General features: G+C 34.1%; 22 protein-coding genes. 17 read left to right on the top strand and 5 right to left on the bottom strand.

The genetic code is table 11. From position 1 onward, the window contains the following. Positions 1-60 precede the first annotated feature (60 nt). Positions 61-1,875 (top strand): oligoendopeptidase F, encoded by a 1,815-nt coding sequence (pepF, locus tag ACKI3H_RS11770; RefSeq protein WP_407372433.1) that lies wholly within the window; start codon positions 61-63, stop codon positions 1,873-1,875. A 68-nt stretch (positions 1,876-1,943) separates the two neighbouring features. Here the strand turns inward: pepF and ACKI3H_RS11765 are convergent, their stop codons facing one another. Beyond that, positions 1,944-2,630: a DsbA family protein gene (locus tag ACKI3H_RS11765; protein WP_407372432.1), complete on the bottom strand. Its 687-nt coding sequence runs from the start codon at positions 2,628-2,630 to the stop codon at positions 1,944-1,946. A 185-nt stretch (positions 2,631-2,815) separates the two neighbouring features. Next, positions 2,816-3,388: a CYTH domain-containing protein gene (locus ACKI3H_RS11760; RefSeq protein WP_407372431.1), complete on the bottom strand. Its 573-nt coding sequence runs from the start codon at positions 3,386-3,388 to the stop codon at positions 2,816-2,818. Between the two features lie 159 nt (positions 3,389-3,547). Here ACKI3H_RS11760 and ACKI3H_RS11755 point away from each other — a divergent pair, with 159 nt between their 5' ends. The 6 genes from ACKI3H_RS11755 (at position 3,548) to ACKI3H_RS11730 (ending at position 8,689) form a co-directional block, all read left to right on the top strand. Beyond that, complete coding sequence (locus tag ACKI3H_RS11755) at positions 3,548-4,207, top strand: GTP pyrophosphokinase family protein (protein WP_407372430.1); 660 nt, start codon at positions 3,548-3,550, stop codon at positions 4,205-4,207. Positions 4,208-4,266: 59 nt separating this feature from the next. Continuing rightward, positions 4,267-5,079: an NAD kinase gene (locus ACKI3H_RS11750; protein WP_041556152.1), complete on the top strand. Its 813-nt coding sequence runs from the start codon at positions 4,267-4,269 to the stop codon at positions 5,077-5,079. Next, on the top strand, positions 5,069-5,980 hold the full coding sequence (locus tag ACKI3H_RS11745) for an RluA family pseudouridine synthase (protein WP_407372429.1): 912 nt from the start codon (positions 5,069-5,071) through the stop codon (positions 5,978-5,980). The genes ACKI3H_RS11750 and ACKI3H_RS11745 overlap by 11 nt, the downstream gene beginning before the upstream one ends. Before the next feature lie 44 nt (positions 5,981-6,024). Beyond that, positions 6,025-7,374 (top strand): magnesium transporter, encoded by a 1,350-nt coding sequence (gene mgtE, locus ACKI3H_RS11740; protein ID WP_407372504.1) that lies wholly within the window; start codon positions 6,025-6,027, stop codon positions 7,372-7,374. A 72-nt stretch (positions 7,375-7,446) separates the two neighbouring features. Beyond that, complete coding sequence (locus ACKI3H_RS11735; protein ID WP_407372428.1) at positions 7,447-8,469, top strand: ComEC/Rec2 family competence protein; 1,023 nt, start codon at positions 7,447-7,449, stop codon at positions 8,467-8,469. Further along, positions 8,453-8,689, top strand: a complete 237-nt coding sequence (locus ACKI3H_RS11730; RefSeq protein WP_407372427.1) for a hypothetical protein — start codon at positions 8,453-8,455, stop codon at positions 8,687-8,689. Before ACKI3H_RS11735 ends, ACKI3H_RS11730 begins: the two co-directional genes overlap by 17 nt. Before the next feature lie 65 nt (positions 8,690-8,754). On the opposite strand, the gene ACKI3H_RS11725 is transcribed toward ACKI3H_RS11730, so the two are convergent. Beyond that, positions 8,755-9,189: a GNAT family N-acetyltransferase gene (locus ACKI3H_RS11725; protein WP_407372426.1), complete on the bottom strand. Its 435-nt coding sequence runs from the start codon at positions 9,187-9,189 to the stop codon at positions 8,755-8,757. 154 nt (positions 9,190-9,343) lie between these two features. On the opposite strand from ACKI3H_RS11725, the gene ACKI3H_RS11720 reads away from it, so the two are divergent. The 5 genes from ACKI3H_RS11720 (at position 9,344) to ACKI3H_RS11700 (ending at position 15,405) form a co-directional block, all read left to right on the top strand. Beyond that, the gene (locus ACKI3H_RS11720) at positions 9,344-10,378 is read left to right on the top strand and encodes a M42 family metallopeptidase (protein WP_407372425.1); all 1,035 of its coding nucleotides are present in this window, start codon (positions 9,344-9,346) and stop codon (positions 10,376-10,378) included. Positions 10,379-10,399: 21 nt separating this feature from the next. After that, positions 10,400-11,494, top strand: a complete 1,095-nt coding sequence (locus tag ACKI3H_RS11715) for an AI-2E family transporter (protein WP_407372424.1) — start codon at positions 10,400-10,402, stop codon at positions 11,492-11,494. Between the two features lie 143 nt (positions 11,495-11,637). Then, a complete protein-coding gene (locus ACKI3H_RS11710; protein WP_407372423.1) occupies positions 11,638-12,993 on the top strand; it encodes an FAD-dependent oxidoreductase in 1,356 nt (451 codons plus the stop codon). A 132-nt stretch (positions 12,994-13,125) separates the two neighbouring features. Then, positions 13,126-13,677: a thermonuclease family protein gene (locus tag ACKI3H_RS11705; protein ID WP_407372422.1), complete on the top strand. Its 552-nt coding sequence runs from the start codon at positions 13,126-13,128 to the stop codon at positions 13,675-13,677. A gap of 144 nt (positions 13,678-13,821) precedes the next feature. Continuing rightward, entirely contained in the window at positions 13,822-15,405 is a 1,584-nt protein-coding gene (locus ACKI3H_RS11700) for a peptide chain release factor 3 (RefSeq protein ID WP_407372421.1), read from the top strand. 151 nt (positions 15,406-15,556) lie between these two features. Here the strand turns inward: ACKI3H_RS11700 and ACKI3H_RS11695 are convergent, their stop codons facing one another. Then, positions 15,557-15,838: a DUF1827 family protein gene (locus tag ACKI3H_RS11695; RefSeq protein ID WP_407372420.1), complete on the bottom strand. Its 282-nt coding sequence runs from the start codon at positions 15,836-15,838 to the stop codon at positions 15,557-15,559. A gap of 136 nt (positions 15,839-15,974) precedes the next feature. Between ACKI3H_RS11695 and ACKI3H_RS11690 the strand changes: the two genes are divergently transcribed. Continuing rightward, complete coding sequence (locus ACKI3H_RS11690; RefSeq protein ID WP_407372419.1) at positions 15,975-17,348, top strand: TrkH family potassium uptake protein; 1,374 nt, start codon at positions 15,975-15,977, stop codon at positions 17,346-17,348. A 66-nt stretch (positions 17,349-17,414) separates the two neighbouring features. Here ACKI3H_RS11690 and ACKI3H_RS11685 read toward each other — a convergent pair whose 3' ends face one another. Continuing rightward, positions 17,415-19,664 (bottom strand): AAA family ATPase, encoded by a 2,250-nt coding sequence (locus tag ACKI3H_RS11685; protein ID WP_407372418.1) that lies wholly within the window; start codon positions 19,662-19,664, stop codon positions 17,415-17,417. 203 nt (positions 19,665-19,867) lie between these two features. Here ACKI3H_RS11685 and ACKI3H_RS11680 point away from each other — a divergent pair, with 203 nt between their 5' ends. The 4 genes from ACKI3H_RS11680 to ACKI3H_RS11665 all read left to right on the top strand — a co-directional run bounded on the left by ACKI3H_RS11680 (position 19,868) and on the right by ACKI3H_RS11665 (position 23,218). Next, a complete protein-coding gene (locus tag ACKI3H_RS11680) occupies positions 19,868-20,053 on the top strand; it encodes a hypothetical protein (RefSeq protein WP_407372417.1) in 186 nt (61 codons plus the stop codon). A 168-nt stretch (positions 20,054-20,221) separates the two neighbouring features. Continuing rightward, positions 20,222-20,488 carry a phosphocarrier protein HPr gene (locus ACKI3H_RS11675; RefSeq protein WP_407372416.1) on the top strand — a complete coding sequence of 89 codons (267 nt, stop codon included), beginning with the start codon at positions 20,222-20,224 and terminating at the stop codon, positions 20,486-20,488. Beyond that, entirely contained in the window at positions 20,488-22,209 is a 1,722-nt protein-coding gene (gene ptsP / locus ACKI3H_RS11670; RefSeq protein ID WP_407372415.1) for a phosphoenolpyruvate--protein phosphotransferase, read from the top strand. Before ACKI3H_RS11675 ends, ptsP begins: the two co-directional genes overlap by 1 nt. A gap of 127 nt (positions 22,210-22,336) precedes the next feature. Continuing rightward, positions 22,337-23,218 carry an NAD(P)-dependent oxidoreductase gene (locus ACKI3H_RS11665; protein ID WP_407372414.1) on the top strand — a complete coding sequence of 294 codons (882 nt, stop codon included), beginning with the start codon at positions 22,337-22,339 and terminating at the stop codon, positions 23,216-23,218. The last annotated feature ends 51 nt before the right edge of the window (positions 23,219-23,269 follow it).

The following is a 23,269-nucleotide window of genomic DNA, read 5'->3' as shown; positions in this document are numbered from 1 at the left end:
TTTATTTTAAGACAGTTTATGGTAAGATTAATGATAAGATAATTCCTAGGAGGTCTTTTAATGAGTGAGTCAAAAAAACTGCCAATAAGAAATAAAGTACCTAATGAATTGACATGGGATCTACAAGTGATTTTTCAATCCGATAATGATTTCAAACAATCTTATAAAGAACTTGAAGTTAAAATAGAGACTGTTACATCTTATAAAGGAACACTTAGTAACGGTTCAGAAAGTTTTTTAAAAGCTATTCAATCTATTTTAGATCTATCTAACCAACTGGAAACATTGTATGTCTATGCCCAATTAAAAAATGATCAAGATACAACAAACTCAATTTATCAAGGAATGTATGAACAGGCCAGCAAATTAGCAACACAGGCTAATGAAGCCATCTCGTGGTTTGAACCTGAAGTTTTAGAATTGTCAGAAGAAAAAATAGGTCACTATTTTAGTGAGAATGAAAATTTAATCATCTATAAACATTTTATCGAGCAATTAACAGCTGCTAGAAAACACGTTTTGAGTGCTAATGAAGAAGCTTTGTTAGCAGGGGCAGGAGAAATCTTTAATGCTTCAAGTCGCACATTTAATATTTTAAATAATGCAGATATAACTTTTCCAACCATTAAGGACGAAGAAGGAAATGATATTCAGTTATCACACGGTGTATACGGACAATTAATGGAAAGCACAGATCGTTCTGTTCGCGAATCAGCTTTCAAACAACTGTATAAAGTGTATGAAGGTTTACAAAATACTTTTTCAAGTACTCTTTCCTCACATGTTAAATACCATAATTACAATGCCAAAGTTCATCATTATCAAACAGCACGTGAGAAGGCATTAAGCAACAACCATATACCAGAAGCTGTATATGATACTTTATTAGATGTTGTACATGAACATTTACCATTGTTGCATCGCTATGTTGCTTTGAGAAAAGAACTATTAGATGTTGAAGAACTTCATATGTACGATATGTACACACCAATAAGTGGTGAAGCGGGAATTAAGTATACGTATAAAGATGCCCAAGCAGAAACTTTAAAAGCATTGAAACCTCTAGGTGAAGATTACTTATCTGTACTTAAAAAAGCCTTTAATAACCGTTGGATTGACAGTATCGAAAATGAAGGTAAAAGAAGTGGTGCCTATTCTTCTGGATCATACGACACTAATCCTTATATTTTATTGAACTGGCATGATTCTTTAAATCATTTGTATACGCTGGTCCATGAACTAGGTCATAGTGTTCACAGCTATTATACAAGAACGAATCAACCCTATGTCTATGGTGATTATTCTATCTTCTTAGCAGAAATAGCTTCCACTACAAATGAAAATATTTTAACAGATTATTTATTAGAGACACAAAAAGATCCAAAAGTTAGAGCATATGTACTGAATCATTATTTAGATGGATTTAAAGGAACTATATTTAGACAAACTCAATTCGCGGAGTTTGAACATTTTATTCATGAAGAAGATGCAAAAGGAACACCTTTAACAAGTGAGTTCTTATCAGATTATTACAGTGATTTAAATGCCCGTTATTATGGACCAGATGTCGTAAAAGATCCTGAGATTGCTTTCGAATGGACTAGAATACCTCATTTTTATTATAATTACTATGTTTATCAATATTCAACAGGTTTTTCAGCTGCTACAGCTTTAGCTGCCAAGATCGTCAATGGTGAAGAAAATGCTTTAGACAACTATTTAAATTATTTGAAATCTGGAAGCAGTGATTACCCTATTGAAGTAATGAAAAAAGCAGGCGTAGATATGACTAAGAAAACATATCTAGAAGATGCTATGAAAGTTTTTGAATCTAGATTAAATGAATTAGAAGAGCTTATTGAAAACTTAAAGTAACACACATCAAAAAAAACTGAGCCTGTTGGGCTCAGTTTTTTTTGATGTGTGGACTAAAAAATAAATAATTACAAAACTTGCAATGAAGCTTTATTAATTGAACGAATACCATTTTTAGAAATCATTTGATTTCTTGCTTCGACAATCAATGGGTTAGGGTTATGCAAGGCTTGAAGTAATTCAACTGTGATGCCTTCTTCAATCAAGAAACCATGATCTTTATGATGATCACTAAATAGTACACAAGAAGGAGCGTTAAAAGCATTCATTTCACGAGCTACTTTTTGATCAGCTTCAAAAGAAGTTTTTGTGAATTCTAATTCTTTATCTTCAAGAAACATTTGAATATCTAATTTAGCTTTTTTAGCTGCTTCTAAAACAAGAGCTTCTGAAAAAGATTTCTTTTGTTCAATTAGTGCATCTTGAAGTTCTAGTAAGAAATTACGGCCTTTTTTCTTCCCTTGCATTTTAGCGGCAGAATAATAAAGACAAATATCGTAAGTCACAGAACATACAGCATTACGTAAAGTTAAATCACTTTTTGATAAGTTATTTGTAGCAAGGTACTGAGTAACGGTACTTAAATTATGAATTGGAATAAAGTGAACGCTTATTTTACCAGTAGATTTTTCAACAAACTGCATAACTTCTTTTTCAGCTTGTAAGCAACTTGAGTCAATTGGATTAATAAATAAATAAATTTCAATCATTTCATTATGAGTGGATTCATTTTTAGTATGTGTAGTTGAGAACATTTATCTTCACCTTAGCCTTAGTATTTTGATTTTTATATACGTGGTCTGTTTTGTTAACAAATATACTTTATCAAAAATAGCTAAAAAAATATAATAAAGGACCTTGATTTTGGACAAACTTTCGCAAAAGTTGTAACAAAGTCGCCACATTTTATAAAGAATCCTTTAGTAGCATAGATAAACTGCTATATTGATTCCATCATTCGAACAATTTTATTTTTGGTGGGTCTCTTTTTGATTGAATATTTCTTTAGAAATTGTTCAAAATAAACTTTCCCCATTTCACGAGAGTTTGCTTCAAATTCTATTTCATAATCCTTTTTTGTACCATATGAACTCTCATCCAATACGATAAGTCCTTGAGGGATCTTTTTTTCATACCGCTTTGTTACTAACGATCCAAACACATACAAATCTTCTGGATGAATCTGTAGTTCAGCAAGTTTAGCTGCTACATAGCCATTTGTTTTAATAGATTGCGAGTTTAAAAATTGTTTTGCTTCTTTTAATGATAAAGAGTCAGTTGTTTCTAATAAATCTTCCCCAAGGGGTGTTTTTAAAGTCAATTCAGCAGAAGTTGCAAATAAACGAATACGCAAAGCGGAGTGTTTATTTTTTAATTTCCAATCTTTAGTATCATAGTAATGGTTTTCTTGAGTATAAGACTCATTTTCAGACAGGTTTAAATCCTTTAATAAATTGGTGTATTCTGTTTTTGTTAAACTATTTTTAAATTCAATTTCTATTTGCTGAGCCATTAGATATTCTCCTTTTAAATCAATTTAGTAAGTCTATTTATTTTATCATTTAATTTCTATTTTAGTATATTTCTTCTTTTAGGAGAAATATGGTAAAATGAAGCCGTATCACACTTTAAATAGTGCAAATCATAAGTTCCTAAAAGAGGGTATATAATGATGGATCAAAATTGGGAAAAATTTTTAACACCTTATAATCAAGCTGTTGAAGAATTGAAAATTAAATTAAAAGGTATTCGTAAAGAATACAGTAGAAGCAACATGCATGTACCAATTGAATTTGTTACTGGAAGAGTAAAACCAGTGAATAGTATTATTGGAAAAGCTGCATTAAGGAATATTTCTTTTGAAAATTTAGAGACTGAAATGCAAGATATAGCTGGACTAAGAATTATGTGTCAATTTGTAGAGGATATTCATGAAGTTGTTAGTTTGTTAAGAAATCGGAATGATATGAAAATAATTGAAGAAAGAGATTATATCACAAATAAGAAAGAAAGTGGTTACCGTTCCTATCATGTTGTATTTGAATACCCAGTGCAATTAATTCATGGTGAAAAACAAATTCTTGTTGAGATACAAGTACGGACATTAGCTATGAATTTTTGGGCAACGATTGAACATTCGTTGAACTACAAATATCAGGGTGAGTTTCCGGATGCCATCAATGTTCGGTTAAAAAGAGCAGCAGAAGCCGCTTTTCAGTTAGACGAAGAAATGTCTCAAATTAGAGAAGAAATCCAAGAAGCACAGCACCTATTTTCTCATAATAAAAGAACAACTATCAATAAAGCACCGGAAAACAATGAATTTTTTTAGTGCATATTGATTGAAGCTACAATAACAACGTGTTTAAATGAAAAAAAGGGGGGACAACATTGAAAATAGCAGTAGTCAATAATAATGTTGAGCAATCTTTAAAACTAGCCGAACAATTTCGTATACTCTGCTTGAAGAACCGTCTTCAGTTAGATGATAAAAATCCAGATGTCGTTGTAACGATTGGTGGGGATGGAACATTGTTGTCCGCCTTTCATAGGTATGCCCACATGCTTGATCAAGTCCGCTTTGTAGGAGTACATACAGGACATTTAGGCTTTTATACTGATTGGCGAGATTATGAACTAGAAGATCTCGTCGCAAGTTTGCTTAAGGACAAGGGAGAAAGTGTTAGTTACCCTTTACTTGATGTAAAAGTGACATATCAAGGACAAAAGGAACCTTCTCACTTTTTATCCTTAAATGAATCCACAATGAAACGTATAGATGGAACGATGGTGTGTGATGTCTTTATAAAGGACGAATTATTTGAGCGGTTTAGGGGAGATGGAATGTGCATCTCAACGCCTACTGGTTCAACAGGTTACAATAAGTCTGTTGGAGGAGCTGTTATCCATCCACGTCTTGAAGCATTACAGTTGACTGAAATTGCACCAATTAATAATCGTGTTTTTCGCATCTTAGGATCACCTTTAATTGTGGCACGAGATGAATGGATCAGAATAAAACCACTTACTACAGAAGGATTTGTTTTAACGATTGACCAGTTAACTTCTTCTGAGAAGAACATCACTGAATTAACTTATAGCATTGCGAAAGAACGCATTCACTTTGCTCGATACAGACACACTCATTTTTGGAGTCGAGTTGAAGATGCTTTTATTGGAGCGAAAAAAAAATATGAAATTTAGTTGGAGTTATGATTTGCCAACTAGTTTACAAGTGAAGTCTTTTCTAAAAACAAAAGGAATTTCACGTAGTCTACTAGCAAAAATAAAATTCCATGGGGGGAAAATCGAAGTCAATGAAATGGAAGTAACGGTACGCTATCTTTTAAATAACAAAGATAAAGTAAAAGTTACCATCCCTGATGAAGCTCCTCATGAAACAACTGTCCCTATTGATATCCCTATTGATATCGTATACGAAGATGAGCACTATTTAGTTGTAAATAAACCTTATGGGGTAGCCTCAGTACCTTCTCAAGTACATCCTGAAGGATCAATGGCTAATCGCGTCAAGGGCTATTACGTACGTCAAAATTACCCTGATCAAGTTATTCATATTGTGACTAGACTTGACCGCGATACAACAGGGCTTATGTTGTTTGCTAAACATGGATATGCACATGCACTAATGGATGCTAAACTAAGAGCTAAAGAAATTACAAAAAAATATACTGCCTTAATCAGTGGGCAGTTGGAAAAAGCCGAACACGGATTTATTGATGCGCCAATCGCACGCACCACTGATTCAATTATTACTAGAAGAGCACATGAATCTGGTAAAGAAGCGTTAACTGAATATTGGATCAAAGGATCTTTTCCACATGCTACTTTAGTTGATATTCAATTGCACACCGGCAGGACCCATCAAATCAGAGTGCATTTTGCCCATATCGGTCATCCGTTAATGGGTGATGACTTATATGGTGGTGAAAAAAATACTTGGATAACGAGGCAGGCGCTGCATTGCAGAGAACTAAACTTTAGTCATCCTTTTACAAATGAACAAATATATCTTGAACTAGATTACCCAGAAGATATTGCCCAATGGCTACATCAACATGAACAGCAAGAGGTTAATAGTTAATGGAGCGAACTTAGAAAGGGGTGTAGCCCTTGAAAGAAGTACAAATGGAATTTGAAGAGCAAATAGAGCAATTAAAAGGTTATTTAAATGCCCAAGAAATTACCCTATTTAGAGAAAACTTTTTAGACTTACACGTATACGAACAAAGCCAATTCTATCTTTCTTTATCAGACAATGAACGATTAAATTTATATAACTTTTTATCTCCTAAAGAAATGGCGGATATGTTTGAAGTTCTTGAGGAAGAAGAAGAATCCGTTGAAAAATATTTAGAAGAAATGAATCCTCAGTATGCTGCAGATATGTTAAGTGAGATGTACAGAGATAACGCGGTAGATATGTTGAATCAATTAGAACCAGCGACAATCAAAAAATATTTAAATTTGATGCCATCAGAGGATTCGGACGGTATTAAAAAGTTATTGAATTATGAAGATGATACTGCAGGTTCAATAATGACAACCGAATACATCTCGATTTTTGCGAATCAAACTATAAAATCAGCAATGGCCATTTTAAAAAAGAAAGCGCCAGAAGCTGAGACAATCTATTATGTGTACGTGGTAGAACTGAATAGGAAATTAGTGGGCGTAATCTCATTAAGAGATTTAATCGTACACGAAGACGATGAAATGATCTCCGACATCATGGGAGACCGCCTAGTGTACGTCAATGTGAATGATGACCAAAGAGATGTAGCACGTACAATGCAAGACTATGACTTTTTAGCTATTCCAGTAGTAGACAATGAAGAACGATTAATTGGAATCATCACGATTGATGATATTATTGATGTAATTAATGATGAGGCTGCCAGCGATTACTCTGGGTTAGCTGGGGTCGATGTAGATGAAAAATCGGAAAATCCATTTGTTGTTGCTTCAAAAAGGCTTCCATGGTTAATCATATTATTATTCCTTGGCATTGGCACATCTACTTTAATTAGCAATTATGAAGAAATGATCAGTGAAGCAAGTATTTTAGCTGTTTTTATATCGTTGATTACAGGAACTGCGGGTAACGCAGGGACCCAATCATTAGCTGTAGCTGTCCGTAAATTAGCAGACAGCGACGATAACAAGAGAAGTTTTAGAAAATTGATTTTGAGTGAAATAGCATCCGGTTTAATTACTGGTGTGGTAACAGGAGTTACGATTTTTTTAGCAGTAGGACTATGGCAACAAAATTACATTTTAGGACTAGTAATTGGTATTGCAATGCTGGCAGCTATCACAATTGCCAATCTTGCGGGTAGTTTCATACCTATCTTAATGGAAAGAATAGGATTTGATCCGGCAGTGGCTAGTGGTCCATTTATCACGACGCTCACTGATTTAACTAGTGTGCTGATATACTTTAATATTGCTGCATTATTTATGAATTATTTAGTCTAGAACTGCATTACTGAAATAGTAAATACAACTAAACAAGATAGACGTATTTGCGCTAGAAGAGGATGAACATCTGTGGCAAATAGAAAGAAAAAAAAGATCACAAAAAAACAAAAAGAACAAAAAACAAAATTAATTTCCACCGGTGTCGTACTCTTATTGGTTTTCTTCATGGGATTATTTCTAGGAGAAAATAAACAGTCTGACCTTTCTTTAAGTGGAAAAATAGAGCAGTTTAAAGAAGAACTGATCACCATTTTTCAGCCAGAAGAAAAAGAAGAAGTAGATAAGACAAAAAATCAAGAAACAACGATCCGTTTTTTAGATGCAAATCAAGGATCAGCAACTCTTATTCAAGCGAAAGACGGCACAACTATTTTAATAGATAGCGGGCGTTATGAAGACAAAGATAAGAAAATTATTCAACAGCTTGATGAATACATTGGAACAGGCGGAACGATTGATCTTCTTATATTTACTCATAATGATTCAGATCATATTGGGTATGGAGATCTTATCATCAATTATTATGATGTGAAAGAAGTCTGGATGAATGGAAATGATGCCACCAGTAAGATTTACGAACGGGTATTAGATGCTGTAGATGCAAGTAGTGCAATCTATACTGAACCTAAAACTGGAGAAAAGCATCAAGTAGGGCCTTTTCAAATCGATGTACTCAGTCCTAATGACCAGTCAGATAATGACCAAAATGATGATTCAATCGTGACCAAAATTACTGTTAATCAAGTAAGTGGATTATTCAGTGGGGATGCTTCTCAAAGTATTGAAAAAGAAATTATTGAATCTGGAGCAAATGTAACTGCTGACTTCATTTTGATGGGACATCATGGATCAGACACCAGCACTGGTGAAGAATGGATTCAGGCAAGTCAACCTGAGTTGGCGATTTTTTCAGCAGGGGAATCTAACAGTTATGGACATCCTGGTGAAGAAGCGATTGGCCGATTAAAAAGACTGGCTATTCCAATTTATGGGACAATCGAATATGGTACGATTACTTTAACGGTTCATGAAGATGGAACCTATAGTATTCACACTGAAAAGGGAGAGAACCCTGATGAAGATGGTACTTGAAGAAATAGAAGGTGAATTGGCTCGTTTTATACCTGATGAAGGACCTTTAGTTCATGTGAAAAAAGATCGCTTACCAGAAAATTATCGCCTTGGTGAGTTGTATGAAGTGACTATCGAAGATGAACGAATTATTTCTATTAAGCCTTTAAAAAAAGAAACAGAAGAAAGATTTGCTAAAATGAAGCAAAAGAGAGCAAAGCTTTTAAATAAAAAACGATAAAAAAGCACTGAAAAACATATTATGTTTTTCAGTGCTTTTTGGGTTGTACAGGATTTGTTTGATGATTAATTTAGCTTTTTAATCATCAAATGATGGGGGATGCCCGCATCCATAAAACCTTCACCTTCAACTTGATAACCTAATTTTTCATAAAAAGTTAAGGCATGGTCTTGTGCATCAAGCATGAGTGTATTAAATTCCTTTGTTTTAGCAAACCGTTCTATTTCTATCATTAATTCATGACCTAAATTCTTTTTACGAAAGTCCATTAAAACAGCTACTCGTTGGATTTTGAATGTAGTTGTATTTTTTTTGTAGATTCTTGCTGTGGAAACTGCTTTATTTTCTAAGTAGCCGATGACATGTAGTGTTTGGTCTTCTAAGTCATCAATTTCTAATTCTGGTGGAACAAGCTGTTCTTCGACAAATACTTTTTTTCTAATTTTTATAGCATCTTTATAATTATTAGAACTTAGATCCGTTGTCCAAATAAATTTCATAATATCCCTTCTTTCTATTTAGTTAAAATCGTACCATAACTAATAAAAGGAATCTATAAGAAAACAGATACAGCTTTTATTCAGAGCTTCTTTATTTATTTCGATGGATGAACTATACTAAAGAGTATAATTTATAGGAATGGTGGTTAATATAATGGATGAAAAAACGATTCAGCTGGTTGAAAAATTAACAAAGATCCCTTCTCCAACAGGGAACACGTATGAAATCATCGCTTTCATTGAAAACTATTTAAAACAAATAGGATATGAAGCAAAAAAAACAAACAAAGGTAGTTTAATGGTTACCGTAAAAGGAACAGACCATCAAAAACAACGTTTTGTAACAGCACATGTAGACACATTAGGAGCAATGGTAAGAGCAATCAAACCAAATGGACGTCTTAAATTAGATCTAATTGGAGGGTTTCGTTACAACGCTATTGAAGGTGAGTATTGTACGATACATACAGCTAAAGGGAATATATCTGGTACGATTTTGATGCACCAAACTAGTGTACACGTTTATAAAGATGCAGGAACTGCTGAGAGAAATCAAGATAATATGGAAGTTCGGATTGATGAAAAAGTACACACTAAAGAGGAAACAAAAGCACTTGGTATTTCTATCGGGGACTTTATCAGTTTTGATCCTAGAACTGAAATTACAGCTAATGGCTATATTAAATCGCGTCATTTAGATGACAAAGTAAGCGTAGCTATATTATTACAATTTTTAAAAAAAATAAGCTCTGAAAAAACAAATTTACCTTATACAACTCACTTTTATATTTCTACGAATGAAGAAATTGGATATGGTGGAAATTCGAATATCTCTGATAAAGTGGTTGAATATTTAGCGGTTGACATGGGTGCAATGGGAGACGACCAACAAACGGACGAATACTCTGTATCTATATGTGTCAAAGATGGAAGTGGTCCTTATCATTATGAAATGAGAAAAAAACTAACTCAAATTTGTGAAGATGAAAAAATTCCTTACCAACTTGATATTTATCCTTTTTACGGCAGTGATGCATCTGCAGCTATGAAAGCTGGGGCGGATGTTCGTCATGCACTAGTAGGTGCAGGAATCGAAGCTAGCCATGCTTATGAAAGAACCCATGAGGAGTCGATCATAGCAACAGAACAATTGATTGAGAAGTATTTAATGAGCAGTATGCAAGATTAACCGGAGAGGACTAATTTTTTTATGGATTATTTTAAAAAATCAAAATTAATGTTTTGGACAGTTTGGCTATTAGTGAGTGCAACATTAATATTTATGAGCACTAAAATTGAATTTATTTTCCAACCGTTGACAACATTTGTTTCGACGTTGTTTACACCTCTTATTGTAGCAGGTTTTTTATATTACTTGTTAAATCCAGTAATTGGTCAATTAGAAAAAATCAAAATCAAACGAAAATATGGAATCATCATCGTTTTTCTATTATTCCTTGGTTTTATAGTGTTTTCAGCGGTTTCAGTTATTCCTAATTTATTAGAACAAGTTGGGGAACTAATTACGAGCATACCGTCATTTTTAAAAACACTAGAAGATTTTTCTAATGAACTTTTACAAGGACCAATGCTTGAAAACTTTGAGTTAGAAAAAAGTTTAGGTACCATGGATCTCTCCATTGAAAATATCGCTAATACAATTTTCACAACATTGACTGCAAGTGTTGGAACTTTAGTAGGCGCATTAGCGAATACTACAATCGTCATTTTCACTGTGCCGATCATCTTATTTTATATGTTTAAAGATGGAAAACACTTTCGACCAGCGGTGGCTAAATTTTTTCCGAAAGAGTATAGAGGCCAAATGATTGAATTATTAGGACAAATGAATGAAACAATTGCTTCTTATATTAGTGGGCAAGCCTTAGTTTGCTTATTTGTAGCAATATTTACGTATTTAGGTTATTTGATTACAGGAATGCCTTACGGATTATTATTAGGGATCATTGCAGGAGTTACAAATATTATTCCTTATATCGGTCCTTATATTGGGGCAGCCCCTGCAGTCTTTATCGCTTTAACGATTTCTCCAACACAAGCTTTACTAGTGGCGCTTGTAGTATTAGTGGTGCAACAAATTGACAGTGCGTTTATTTCACCAAATGTGATTGGGAAAACATTATCAATCCATCCATTAACTATTATTGTATTGTTGTTAGTTGCAGGAAACATTGCAGGCATCCTTGGAATGATCTTAGGAGTTCCAACATATGCAGTAGTTAAGACGGTTGTTGTCTATTTAAGAGATATGTTTATGATAAGAAAAAAACATGCTTCAACTTAAAAAAGATCATATAAATTGTTGTTTTCTTTATATAGTTTGTGATATAGTGTTCAGAGTGAAAGTATGAACACTATATCACAATTTTTTTGTGGTGACTGAATGCAATCACATAATTCAAATGGCCTTATAGGAGGATATAAATAATGAAAGTAGTCGTTATTGGATGTACACATGCTGGTACCTCAGCTGTTAAAACAATCTTAAAAGAAAATCCATCTGTGGAAGTATCTGTTTTTGAAAGAAATGACAATGTTTCGTTCTTATCTTGTGGAATTGCAATGTATGTTGGTGGAGTTGTAAAAGATCCTGCTGGTTTATTTTATTCTAACCCTGAAGAATTAACTCAAATGGGTGCAAGTGTTAAAATGGAACACAATGTTAAAAGCATTGATACTGAAGCTAAAAAAGTAACTGTAGAAAACATGAATACTGGTGAAGTATTTGAAGAATCTTACGATAAATTAGTGAACACAACAGGTTCATGGCCGATTATACCGCCGATTCCTGGTATTGACACTAAAAATGTTTTATTATGTAAAAACTATAACCAAGCAGAAGAAGTTATCAAACAAAACCTAACAGCTAAAAAAGTTGTTATCGTTGGTGGAGGATACATCGGGATTGAGTTAGTAGAAGCTTTTGAACAATCAGGTAAAGAAGTTACATTAATTGATGGATTAGATCGTATTCTTAACAAATACCTAGATCCAGAATTTACTGACGTATTAGAAAGCACTTTAGAAGAACGTGGAATCAAATTAGCATTAAACCAAGCTGTAACTTCTTTCAACGCTGATGAAAATGGTTCAGTTAAATCTGTAACTACTCCAAAAGGCGAATACGAAGCAGATTTAGTTATTTTATGTGTTGGATTCCGTCCAAACAATGAACTATTAAAAGATAAAGTTGACATGATGCCAAATGGCGCAATCCTAGTTGATGAATATATGAGAACCAGCAACAAAGACATTTATGCAGCTGGAGACAGTTGTGCAGTTCATTACAATCCAAATGGCGGTGCAGCTTACATTCCTTTAGCAACTAACGCTGTTCGTATGGGTACTTTAGTAGGTAAAAACATTATCGAACCTAAAGTGAAATACAGAGGAACGCAATCAACTTCTGGTTTGTACTTGTTTGGATACAATATTGGATCAACTGGGGTAAACGTTAATAGTGCTGCCCACTTTGGTTTAGATGTTCGTGCAGTTTTCGTTAAAGACAACTACCGTCCAGAATTTATGCCAACAACTGAAGAAGTTTTCATGAAATTAGTTTATGAAGTAGGAACAAACCGTATCGTTGGTGGACAAATCATGTCTAAATATGATGTGACAGCTTCTGCTAACACATTATCATTAGCGATTCAAAATAAAATGACGATTGAAGATCTAGCTTATGTTGATTTCTTCTTCCAACCTTATTTTGATCGTCCTTGGAACTACTTGAACATTTTAGCTCAAGCTGCTTGTGATCAAGAAGATCAATTAGCTAAATAATTTAAAATATAAATTATTGTGTAAAAGAGTTAAATTTTTTGATAGTTGAAAAGATTCATAATAAAATAGGAAAGGGTCTGAGGCAGTTAATCTCAGACCCTTTTTATAAGCATTAAAATTGGGGGTTCTACTATGAAAATAAACAAGAAAATCTTTTCTGGTATTATTGCGCTTATTCTTTTCTTTACAGGATCGTTTGTTATCGAACAACAGCAAGAAACACCTAATACATTAGCAGAGGATCAAACAGCTGTTGAGTTGGTCAGAACGATTGACGGAGATACAATCGTTTTTACTGAAGATGGTGAAGAAAAGAAATTGCGGTTATTGCTGATTGACACTCCAGAAAGTAGTACGACAAAAACGGGTTCTGCACAGCCATACGGTAAAGAAGCAAAAGACTTTTTGAAAAATTATTTAGATGGAAAAAAATTATCGATAGAATATGACCCAGCTCATGAAAAAATAGATGACTATAATCGTGTATTGGCTTATCTTTACGCAGATGGAGAATTGATACAAGAAGTGATGGTTAAAAAAGGACTAGCGCGTGTAGGGTATGAAAATGGAGATGAGCTTTACTTGGATATGCTTGAAGAAGCAGAGCAAGAAGCAGAAGCATCAAATGTAAATATCTGGTCTATTGACGGGTATGTTGGAGAATATGGATTTGATAAAAAGTGAATAGGGTATAAAATACACTACTAAATATGCTATAATAATTGAGTTAATGAGATAGGCTGCTAGAATAGAGTATTCGTATGACTTACGAGCGTAATCAAAGATTGAGTTAGACTAAATAAAAAAGACTTAAATGAGGGATAATGAATGGAAAGCTATTTAAAAGATGAAGTAGAATCACGAAAAACATTTGCAATTATTTCCCATCCGGATGCAGGTAAAACGACCATCACCGAACAATTATTGTTATTTGGTGGAGCAATTCGTCAAGCTGGTACGGTAAAAGGGAAAAAATCCGGAAAATTTGCTAAATCAGATTGGATGGAAATTGAGAAACAACGGGGTATTTCTGTAACCAGTTCTGTGATGCAGTTTGATTATAAAGGCAAAAGAATTAATATTTTAGATACACCAGGACATGAAGATTTTTCTGAAGACACGTATCGAACATTGATGGCCGTTGATAGCGCAGTGATGGTTATTGACAGTGCAAAGGGTATTGAGCCTCAAACAAAAAAATTATTTAAAGTTTGTCGTATGCGTGGCATTCCGATTTTCACGTTCATTAATAAATTGGACCGTGATGGAAGAGAACCACTTGATCTATTAGAAGAATTGGAAGAAGTACTTGAGATTGATTCTTATCCAATGAATTGGCCTATCGGTATGGGAAAAGGTCTTTTAGGTCTCTATGATAACTACAACAAAACGATTGAAGTGCATCGTCCTGAAATTAATGGTTTAAATGGACAAAAAGTCATTAAATTGAATAAAGATGGGGAAATAGAAGGCGATCATCCTCTTAAAGCTTCTAGTTTATATACTCAAGCTTTAGAGGATATTGAATTATTGAATGAAGCAGGTAATGAATTTTCCGAAGAAAAAATTGCTGCTGGAAAATTAACACCGGTATTCTTTGGGTCAGCATTAACTAATTTTGGAGTAGAAACATTCTTAAATACGTTTATTAATTTTGCACCAAGTCCAACAGCTCACACTGCAACGGATGGTGAAAAAATTGAACCGACAACAAATGAATTCTCTGGTTTTATATTTAAAATTCAAGCTAATATGAATCCTGCTCATCGAGATCGAATTGCTTTTGTCCGTATTTGTTCAGGCATTTTTGATCGTGGAATTGATGTTACTTTAGCGAGAACAAATAAAAAAATGAAACTATCAAATTCAACCCAGTTTATGGCTGAAACACGCGAAGTTGTACAACACGCTGTAGCAGGGGATATTATTGGGCTTTATGATACTGGGAATTTCCAAATAGGAGATACGATTTTTGGAGATAAATTAAATATAGAATATGAAAAACTTCCTCAATTCACTCCAGAAATGTTCATGAAAGTTCAAGCTAAAAATGTTATGAAACAAAAATCATTCCATAAAGGTGTACAACAACTGGTTCAAGAAGGAGCTATTCAATTGTACAAAACATTCCATACGGAAGATTATATTGTTGGAGCAGTAGGACAATTGCAATTTGAAGTTTTTCAATACCGAATGTTAAATGAATACAATTCAGAAATCATTATGACGCCAATGGGGAATAAAATTGCACGTTGGATCAAACCAGAAGATTTGGATGAGAATATGTCTTCCAGCCGTAATTTATTGGTACGTGACCGTTTTGGCAATCCGTTGTTCTTATTTGAAAATCAATTTGCGCTTCGTTGGTTTGCAGATAAATATCCGAATGTTGAATTAACGTCGTTACTATAAAATTCAAAAAAAACAAGCCATTCTGATGTAACTTAGAACGGCTTGTTTTTTTTGATTGTGAAAATAATAAAGAGCATTAAAGAGCGCTTGAAATAAATAGTAGTAACCGTTAAAGTTGAAATGTAGCTTTGTTGGTTATAAATTCAGAAGATTATTCGTAAACAGGAATAGATAGTTCAACAATATGTGGCGCATGTAAGATGTCAACATTGTCTACTGTTGTTTCAAGTATATTTTCTATTGCAAAGTTGATTTCCGCATTTTTTATATTGCGCACTTTGTTTAGTAATAGAACATCTTTATGCGTTGGAGCACCTGAGTAAATAACAGTAGTCGGACCTAGAGAAAAAACTTTCACAAAATTAGCATCAGTATTTTCTAATTGTTCCATTACTAGTTCAGAATGATTATTTGTAACGTCTATTAGTTTCATAATCTTTCACCTCTTCTATACCGGTTAGGTTACAAATATTATATAATTAAAAACACAACAATTCAAAACATTTTAACTTCATAGACACTACTAGTTAAGAAAAGATAACGTTAATCCATCATAAGGAGGTTAGTATTTGAATATTTATAAACTTATATCTAGATTGTCTAATCAATTTTCTTCTATTCAATTGATTGTGTTGTATTATTTTATTGTCGTCATAGCTGCTAGCATCCTTTTGGCGTTACCTATATTTAGGAACCCGGGTATGGAACTCTCTTTTATTGATTTGATTTTTACAGCTGTTAGTACTGTTAGTGTAACAGGACTAACTACAATTAATTTAGGAGAAACCTATAATTTAGCCGGTGTGATTCTTATGCAATTTTTATTTATGCTAGGAAGTTTAGGAGTAATGATGGTTTCGACTTCCTTTATGCTCATTAGGAGAAAAAAAGTTTCTTTAAAACAAAGACAGTTGATTATGACAGATATGAACCAACCTAGACTGAGTGGAACAGTTCGATTAATACGTAATACTGTGCTTATCATTCTGGGATTTGAATTTATTGGCGGTTTAGTTTTAAGTATTTACTTTTTCTTTTTTTCAAATTGGCCATTAAAAGAAGTTCTATTCCAAGGATTTTTCACGAGTTTTTCAGCAGTTGCAAATGTCGGGGTAGACCTTACAGGGCAAGTGTTGATTCCTTTTCATGATGATTATTTTGTTCAATTCATTATTATGTTGTTAATCATTGTAGGGGGAATCGGTTTTCCGGTATTATTAGAAGTTAAAGATTTTTTACAGTATCATAAATTGAAAAAGACATTGCCTTTCCGTTTTTCTTTATTTACTAAAATTACAGTGTTTTCCTTCTTTATCTTATTATTCGGTGGAGCACTTTGTATTTGGTTATTAGAATATAATCAATTTTTTAAAGATATGTCGTTTACTGAAAGTGCTTTTTATTCTTTCTTTTATTCGGTAACCACTAGAAATGCAGGTCTTATGACAACGTCGTTAAGCAATTTTAGTGAAGGAAGTTTGTTGCTGTTTTCTATTTTGATGTTTATTGGAGCAAGTCCTAGTTCTGTAGGTGGTGGGATACGAACCACTACTTTAGCAATTGTAATGGTTTACTTAATTTCTTTTATTAGAGGACATGATCAAGTTTCGTTATTTAAGCGTCGCATTGAGCGAGACGATGTGCAAAAATCAATTACGGTTTTTATTTTGTCTATGGTTTTGTGTCTGTTCAGTATCATGGTGTTAAGTGTCAGTGAATCACATGATCTGATTACGCTCATTGTAGAGGTGACTTCGGCGTTTGGAACAACAGGATTGTCATTAGGAATAACGCCTACTCTTACAGTAGTAGGCAAATTGATTATTATTGTGCTAATGTTTATTGGAAGAATAGGCATGTTGTATATGTTAATGCTGTTAATTCCTAAGCATAAAGATGATAAAAATTATCATTACCCAACTGAAAAAATCATTATAGGATAAAATCAATAAAAGAAGCTCACAATCAAGATTTGATTACTTGATTGTGAGCTCTTCTCATAGTTTAAGTTAGAATTGATCTTCAGTATCTGGTTCTTCAATTTCTTCAACAATAGTTTCTTTTAAAATAGGTTCTTTTGCCTCTACAATTAAATTTCCTTCTTGGTCTGTTTTTGCAACTAATTCTTTTACAGAAGGGTAGTCAAGATAAAAATCAGCAATACGATCTTCAATTTGTTCTTGGATGACACGACGTAATGGACGAGCACCTAGATTTGGATCATAACCTAATTCAACTAATTTTTCTTTAGCAGACTGATCAACTTCTATGGATATACCTTGATGTTCGAGCATATCATTCACATCTGCTATCAATAAATCTACAATATACAATAAGTTTTCTTTTGTAAGTGAGTTAAATTCAACGATTCCATCAAAACGGTTAATAAACTCGGGTTTGAAGTAATCCGTTAAATGATTTAACACAGATTTTTGAGTACCAGAAGCGGCAGCACCAAAACCTACACTTGCTTCTACGTTACCAGTACCCGCGTTACTTGTCATAATAATAATGGTATCTTTGAAGCTCACTGTACGTCCTTGAGCATCGGTCAATCTGCCATCGTCTAGAATTTGTAAGAACATATGAAGAACATCTGGATGAGCTTTTTCGATTTCATCTAATAAAATAAGGCTATAAGGATTGTGGCGAACCTTTTCAGTCAATTGACCAGCTTCATCATAGCCAACATATCCTGGAGGAGAACCAATCAATTTAGAAACACTATGTTTCTCCATATATTCACTCATGTCAAAACGAATATAAGAATCTTTACTACCGAAAAGTTCTAGCGCTAATTGTTTAGCTAATTCAGTTTTTCCGACCCCTGTAGGTCCAACGAAAAGGAAAGAACCGATTGGACGATTTTTACTATTAAACCCTATTCGATTTCTACGAATAGCTTTAGAAACTTTTTCAATTGCTTCATCTTGTCCAATAACATGTTTCTTCAGATCTTCTCCTAAATTACGCAATTGTTCTTGTTCTTTTTCTTTTAATTCGCCTACTGGAATATTCGTTTTCATTTCAATGATTTCAATCATATCTTGTTCCGTTACGGTTGGTTCATCTGAATCTGGTTTTTGCTGATCACGCATAGTAGAGAATTTTTTAGCTTGATCACGATAAAAAGCAGCTTTTTCATAATCTTCTTGTTGTAAAGCTAATTGTTTTTGTTGAGCAGCTTCTGCGATTTTATCTTCTAGTTGTTTAGGATCAACGACTTGTATCGTCAGGTTCTTTTTGGAACCAGATTCATCTAACAAATCGATTGCTTTATCCGGCAAAAAACGATCCTGAATGTAGCGATTAGAAAGATTTACAGCGCTTGTGATTGCTTCATCAGTGTAATGAACGTGATGATAATCTTCGTATTTTTTTTGCAATCCTTTAAGAATGGTAATCGTCTCTTCAACCGACGGTTCGCTTACACGTACAGGTTGCATACGACGTTCTAATGCAGCGTCTTTTTCAATTGTACGGTACTCTCTTAAAGTTGTTGCTCCAACCATTTGCAATTCGCCACGTGCAAGAGCTGGTTTAAGCATATTTCCAGCATCCATACTTCCTTCTGCACTTCCGGCTCCAACAATTTCATGAACTTCATCAATAAACAAAATAATTTGTGGATTTTTCTTCAATTCATCCATTAATTGTTGCATCCGCTCCTCGAATTGTCCACGAATACCAGTTCCTTGAACCAGTGAAGCGACATCTAATCGAATAATTTCTTTACCCAATAATTTTTGAGGAACATCGCCGTCAACAATTTTCTGTGCTAAGCCTTCTACAACAGCTGTTTTACCAACACCAGGTTCTCCAGTTAAGACAGGATTGTTTTTAGTACGGCGATTTAAAATTTCAATTACGCGTTCAATCTCCTTGTCACGCCCTATAACGGGATCAATGGCACCTGATCGAGCAGCTTCAGTTAAATTTGTTCCGTATTCACCTAAAAGACCAGGTTTCTTGTTGATAGGTGGCTGTCCTCCAGATCCATTTTGAGTTGGAGGGACGTCAGGATTATTTTTTTGGAAATTATTGTTTTGTGCGTTTTGCATTGAACGGAAAAATTGATCTAAGTTACCAAAACCAAATGGGTCTTGTGGTGTGCGATTGTTTCTAATTTCTCCACGGTTTTGTGCATCTTTGATAAGTTGATAACAATTTTGGCAAACATCTAATTGACCTTTTTGACCATTCATATTGGTATATAAATGGATAGTTGCTTCACGTTGGTTACAATTTTGACATAACATTTCAGCACAACCTTTCATATAATCGGTTAGTTAGGAAAATAAAAGACCAAGCAATTAATTGACCATTACTGACCTTTCATGATTATTATTATACACTGACCTTTTTTTGCTTTCAAGTAATTGATACTATAAATTTTCAGTATTTTCCATTAGACTATTTATATTCAAGATAAAATAAAAAATAAAGCAAGGATGTTTTTAAAATGACAAAAGAAGAACTGCAAATGATGACGGATCAATTAGTTCAAGGTAAAGTGGATAATGTAACAATTGAAAAAAAAGATTTTATGATTTTTCGCGAAATTTGGATCAATCATGAAAAAAAAGACCAGATTATTGGAGAAGCTCTGCATAATGGGAATATCATTTATCGGTATAGGTCAAACTAAAGAGTAACAAATCAAAATTAGGAAATAATAGTTGTTTAAATGAGCAAAAAGTGGTATTCTAGTAAATTGTAAGGGCTGTATCAAATGTTTTACTGAAAAGAATGTTATTGACAGTTAAAACTGGATGTAGTTCTCAAAAATAATTTTTATTAAAGGGGATTTTTAATTATGGAAAAACGCGAATTTCACGTAGTAGCTGAAACAGGTATCCATGCACGTCCAGCAACTTTATTAGTACAAACAGCAAGCAAATATAGCTCAGATATCAACTTAGAATATAAAGGTAAATCAGTAAACTTAAAATCAATCATGGGTGTTATGTCTTTAGGTGTTGGCCAAGGCGCTGATGTAACTATTTCTGCTGATGGTTCAGACGAAGCTGAAGCTCTTGCTGGAATCGAAGAAACAATGAAGAAAGAAGGCTTAGCTGAATAATGGTTGAAAAATTAAAAGGGATCGCAGCAAGTGACGGTATTGCAGTAGCAAAAGCTTACTTACTAACTGAACCCGATTTAACTTTCAACAAAATTTCAGTTGAGAACTCTGATTCAGAAATTGACCGCTTAAAATCGGCATTAAACGAAGCATCAAAAGAACTTGAGATCATTCGATCTAAAGCAGCAGAATCTTTAGGCGAAAAAGAGGCCCAAGTTTTTGATGCTCATTTAATGGTTCTTTCTGATCCAGAATTAATCGGGAGCATCGAAAGTTCAATCGTTGACAACAAAATCAACGCAGAGAGCGGTTTAAAAGAAGTAACGGATATGTTTATTGGTATGTTTGAAGGCATGGAAGATAATCCTTACATGCAAGAACGTGCAGCTGATATTAAAGATGTTACTAAACGTGTATTGAGCCACTTGTTAGGTGTCAAACTTCCTAATCCTTCAATGATTGATGAAGAAGTGATCGTGGTTGCACACGACTTAACACCAAGTGATACTGCTCAATTAAACCGTCAATTTGTCAAAGCTTTTGTTACTGACATTGGTGGACGTACTTCGCATTCAGCTATTATGGCTCGTTCGTTAGAAATTCCTGCAATTGTAGGAACGAAAGAAATCACTTCTTTTGTTAAAGAAGGAGATCTTATTATCATTGATGGTTTAGAAGGCGATGTAATCGTTCACCCTGAATCAACAGATGTTGCAACTTACGAAACAAAAGCTAAAGCTTTTGCTGATCAAAAAGCTGAGTGGGATAAATTAAAAGATCAACCAACAATTACTGCAGATGGAAAGCACATTGAACTAGCTGCAAATATTGGTACTCCAAAAGATTTAGTAGGAGTAAAAAGTAACGGTGGGGAAGCTGTTGGGTTATACCGTACAGAATTCCTTTATATGGATTCGCCTGATTTTCCTACAGAAGAAGCTCAGTTTGAAGCCTATAAAGAAGTTTTAGAAGGTATGGAAGGTAAAGCTGTTGTTGTCCGTACCATGGACATTGGTGGCGACAAAGAATTGCCTTATCTAACATTGCCACACGAAATGAATCCTTTTCTAGGGTACCGTGCAATTCGTATTTGTTTAGCACAACCGGACATGTTTAGAACGCAATTGCGTGCATTGTTACGTGCGTCTGTTTTTGGACAATTACGTATTATGTTCCCAATGATCGCGACTTTACAAGAGTTCCGTCAAGCTAAAGGAATGCTTATGGAAGAAAAAGCTAAATTAGTAAGTGAAGGCGTAGATGTTTCAAATGATATCGAAGTAGGTATCATGATTGAAATTCCTGCTGCTGCTGTTATTGCAGATAAATTTGCTAAAGAAGTTGATTTCTTCAGTATTGGTACAAATGATTTGATTCAATACACTATGGCTGCTGACCGTATGAACGAACGCGTTTCTTATCTGTACCAACCATATAACCCATCAATTTTACGTTTAATCAAAAATGTTATTGATGCTTCTCATAAAGAAGGAAAATGGACTGGTATGTGTGGAGAAATGGCTGGAGATCAAACAGCAGTGCCACTTCTTGTAGGATTAGGACTAGACGAATTTTCTATGAGTGCTTCAAGTATTCTTAAAACACGTAGTCTAATGAAACGTTTAGATACAAAACAAATGGCTGAATTAGCTGATAAAGCAATCAATGATTGTGATACTGCTGATGAAGTTGTAACACTTGTTGAAGCGTACACTAAATAGAAACAGTTAAGCACAAGAATCTAATGGATTCTTGTGCTTTTTTTGTAATTATTTCATCAAAATGAATGCGTTCTTCTTATTAGAACTGATATACTAGAATTAATTTAAGTTAAGGGAGAGGATGCAAATGACAAAAGCTATCGGATTTATTGGAATTGGGGTTATGGGTTCTTCGATTGTCGAACACTTATTAGCAGCTGACTATGCCGTAACAGTATACAACCGCACAAAGAGTAAGGCTGATGAATTGATTCAGTTAGGGGCTAAATGGGCTGACTCGCCAGCTGATGTAACGGCTAAGAGTGAAATCATTTTTACGATTGTTGGGTATCCGCAAGATGTAGAAAAAATCTACTTTGGTGAAGAAGGAATCTTTAAAACAGCAACACAAAACCATATTTTAGTGGATATGACAACAAGTACACCTACATTAGCTCAAAAAGTGTATCAAGAAGGTAAAAAGCGAGGGATTGAAGTTCTAGATGCTCCGGTATCTGGAGGAGATCTGGGCGCTAAGAATGGGACGTTGACTGTGATGGTTGGCGGAGAAGAAAGTACTTATGAGAAAGTAAAACCTATTTTTAACGTATTTTCTGCTAAAGTAAATTTACAAGGTGGAGCGGGTAGTGGACAGCATACAAAAATGGCGAACCAAATTATGATTGCCGGCACAATGATGGGAATGGCAGAACTTTTAGCTTATGCTAATGCTGCAGATTTAGATCTTGACAAAGTCTTGGATACTGTTGGTGGAGGAAGTGCACAAAATTGGTCATTATCAAATTACGGACCAAGAATTCTTAAAGAAGATTACACAGCTGGTTTTTTTGTAAAACACTTTATCAAGGATTTGAAAATTGCGTTAGATGAGTCTGAGAAGATGAATTTAGATTTGCCTTCTACACGTTTAGCTAAACAACTGTATGAAGACTTAGCACTAAATGGTTTTGAAAATGATGGAACGCAAGCTATTATTAAGTTATGGTGGCCAGATGGAAAACGCCCATAAAGAGTATTAAAAGAGAAATAAAAAGTACGCCAGTCCTATGCACCATTTGCT

The sequence above is a fragment of the Carnobacterium sp. genome, from assembly GCF_045617425.1.
In the GTDB taxonomy this organism is placed as follows: Bacteria; Bacillota; Bacilli; order Lactobacillales; family Carnobacteriaceae; genus Carnobacterium_B.
Note: the sequence above shows the minus strand (reverse complement) of the source record. Positions and strands in the feature narration are given on the sequence as shown.

Excerpts from the sequence above, each read along its gene's own strand:
- pepF (WP_407372433.1), top strand. The coding sequence starts at position 61 with ATGAGTGAGTCAAAAAAACTGCCAATAAGAAATAAAGTACCTAATGAA.
- ACKI3H_RS11765 (WP_407372432.1), bottom strand. The coding sequence starts at position 2,630 with ATGTTCTCAACTACACATACTAAAAATGAATCCACTCATAATGAAATG.
- ACKI3H_RS11760 (WP_407372431.1), bottom strand. The coding sequence starts at position 3,388 with ATGGCTCAGCAAATAGAAATTGAATTTAAAAATAGTTTAACAAAAACA.
- ACKI3H_RS11755 (WP_407372430.1), top strand. The coding sequence starts at position 3,548 with ATGGATCAAAATTGGGAAAAATTTTTAACACCTTATAATCAAGCTGTT.
- ACKI3H_RS11745 (WP_407372429.1), top strand. The coding sequence starts at position 5,069 with ATGAAATTTAGTTGGAGTTATGATTTGCCAACTAGTTTACAAGTGAAG.
- mgtE (WP_407372504.1), top strand. The coding sequence starts at position 6,025 with ATGGAATTTGAAGAGCAAATAGAGCAATTAAAAGGTTATTTAAATGCC.
- ACKI3H_RS11730 (WP_407372427.1), top strand. The coding sequence starts at position 8,453 with ATGAAGATGGTACTTGAAGAAATAGAAGGTGAATTGGCTCGTTTTATA.
- ACKI3H_RS11725 (WP_407372426.1), bottom strand. The coding sequence starts at position 9,189 with ATGAAATTTATTTGGACAACGGATCTAAGTTCTAATAATTATAAAGAT.
- ACKI3H_RS11720 (WP_407372425.1), top strand. The coding sequence starts at position 9,344 with ATGGATGAAAAAACGATTCAGCTGGTTGAAAAATTAACAAAGATCCCT.
- ACKI3H_RS11715 (WP_407372424.1), top strand. The coding sequence starts at position 10,400 with ATGGATTATTTTAAAAAATCAAAATTAATGTTTTGGACAGTTTGGCTA.
- ACKI3H_RS11710 (WP_407372423.1), top strand. The coding sequence starts at position 11,638 with ATGAAAGTAGTCGTTATTGGATGTACACATGCTGGTACCTCAGCTGTT.
- ACKI3H_RS11705 (WP_407372422.1), top strand. The coding sequence starts at position 13,126 with ATGAAAATAAACAAGAAAATCTTTTCTGGTATTATTGCGCTTATTCTT.
- ACKI3H_RS11700 (WP_407372421.1), top strand. The coding sequence starts at position 13,822 with ATGGAAAGCTATTTAAAAGATGAAGTAGAATCACGAAAAACATTTGCA.
- ACKI3H_RS11695 (WP_407372420.1), bottom strand. The coding sequence starts at position 15,838 with ATGAAACTAATAGACGTTACAAATAATCATTCTGAACTAGTAATGGAA.
- ACKI3H_RS11685 (WP_407372418.1), bottom strand. The coding sequence starts at position 19,664 with ATGTTATGTCAAAATTGTAACCAACGTGAAGCAACTATCCATTTATAT.
- ACKI3H_RS11680 (WP_407372417.1), top strand. The coding sequence starts at position 19,868 with ATGACAAAAGAAGAACTGCAAATGATGACGGATCAATTAGTTCAAGGT.
- ACKI3H_RS11675 (WP_407372416.1), top strand. The coding sequence starts at position 20,222 with ATGGAAAAACGCGAATTTCACGTAGTAGCTGAAACAGGTATCCATGCA.
- ptsP (WP_407372415.1), top strand. The coding sequence starts at position 20,488 with ATGGTTGAAAAATTAAAAGGGATCGCAGCAAGTGACGGTATTGCAGTA.
- ACKI3H_RS11665 (WP_407372414.1), top strand. The coding sequence starts at position 22,337 with ATGACAAAAGCTATCGGATTTATTGGAATTGGGGTTATGGGTTCTTCG.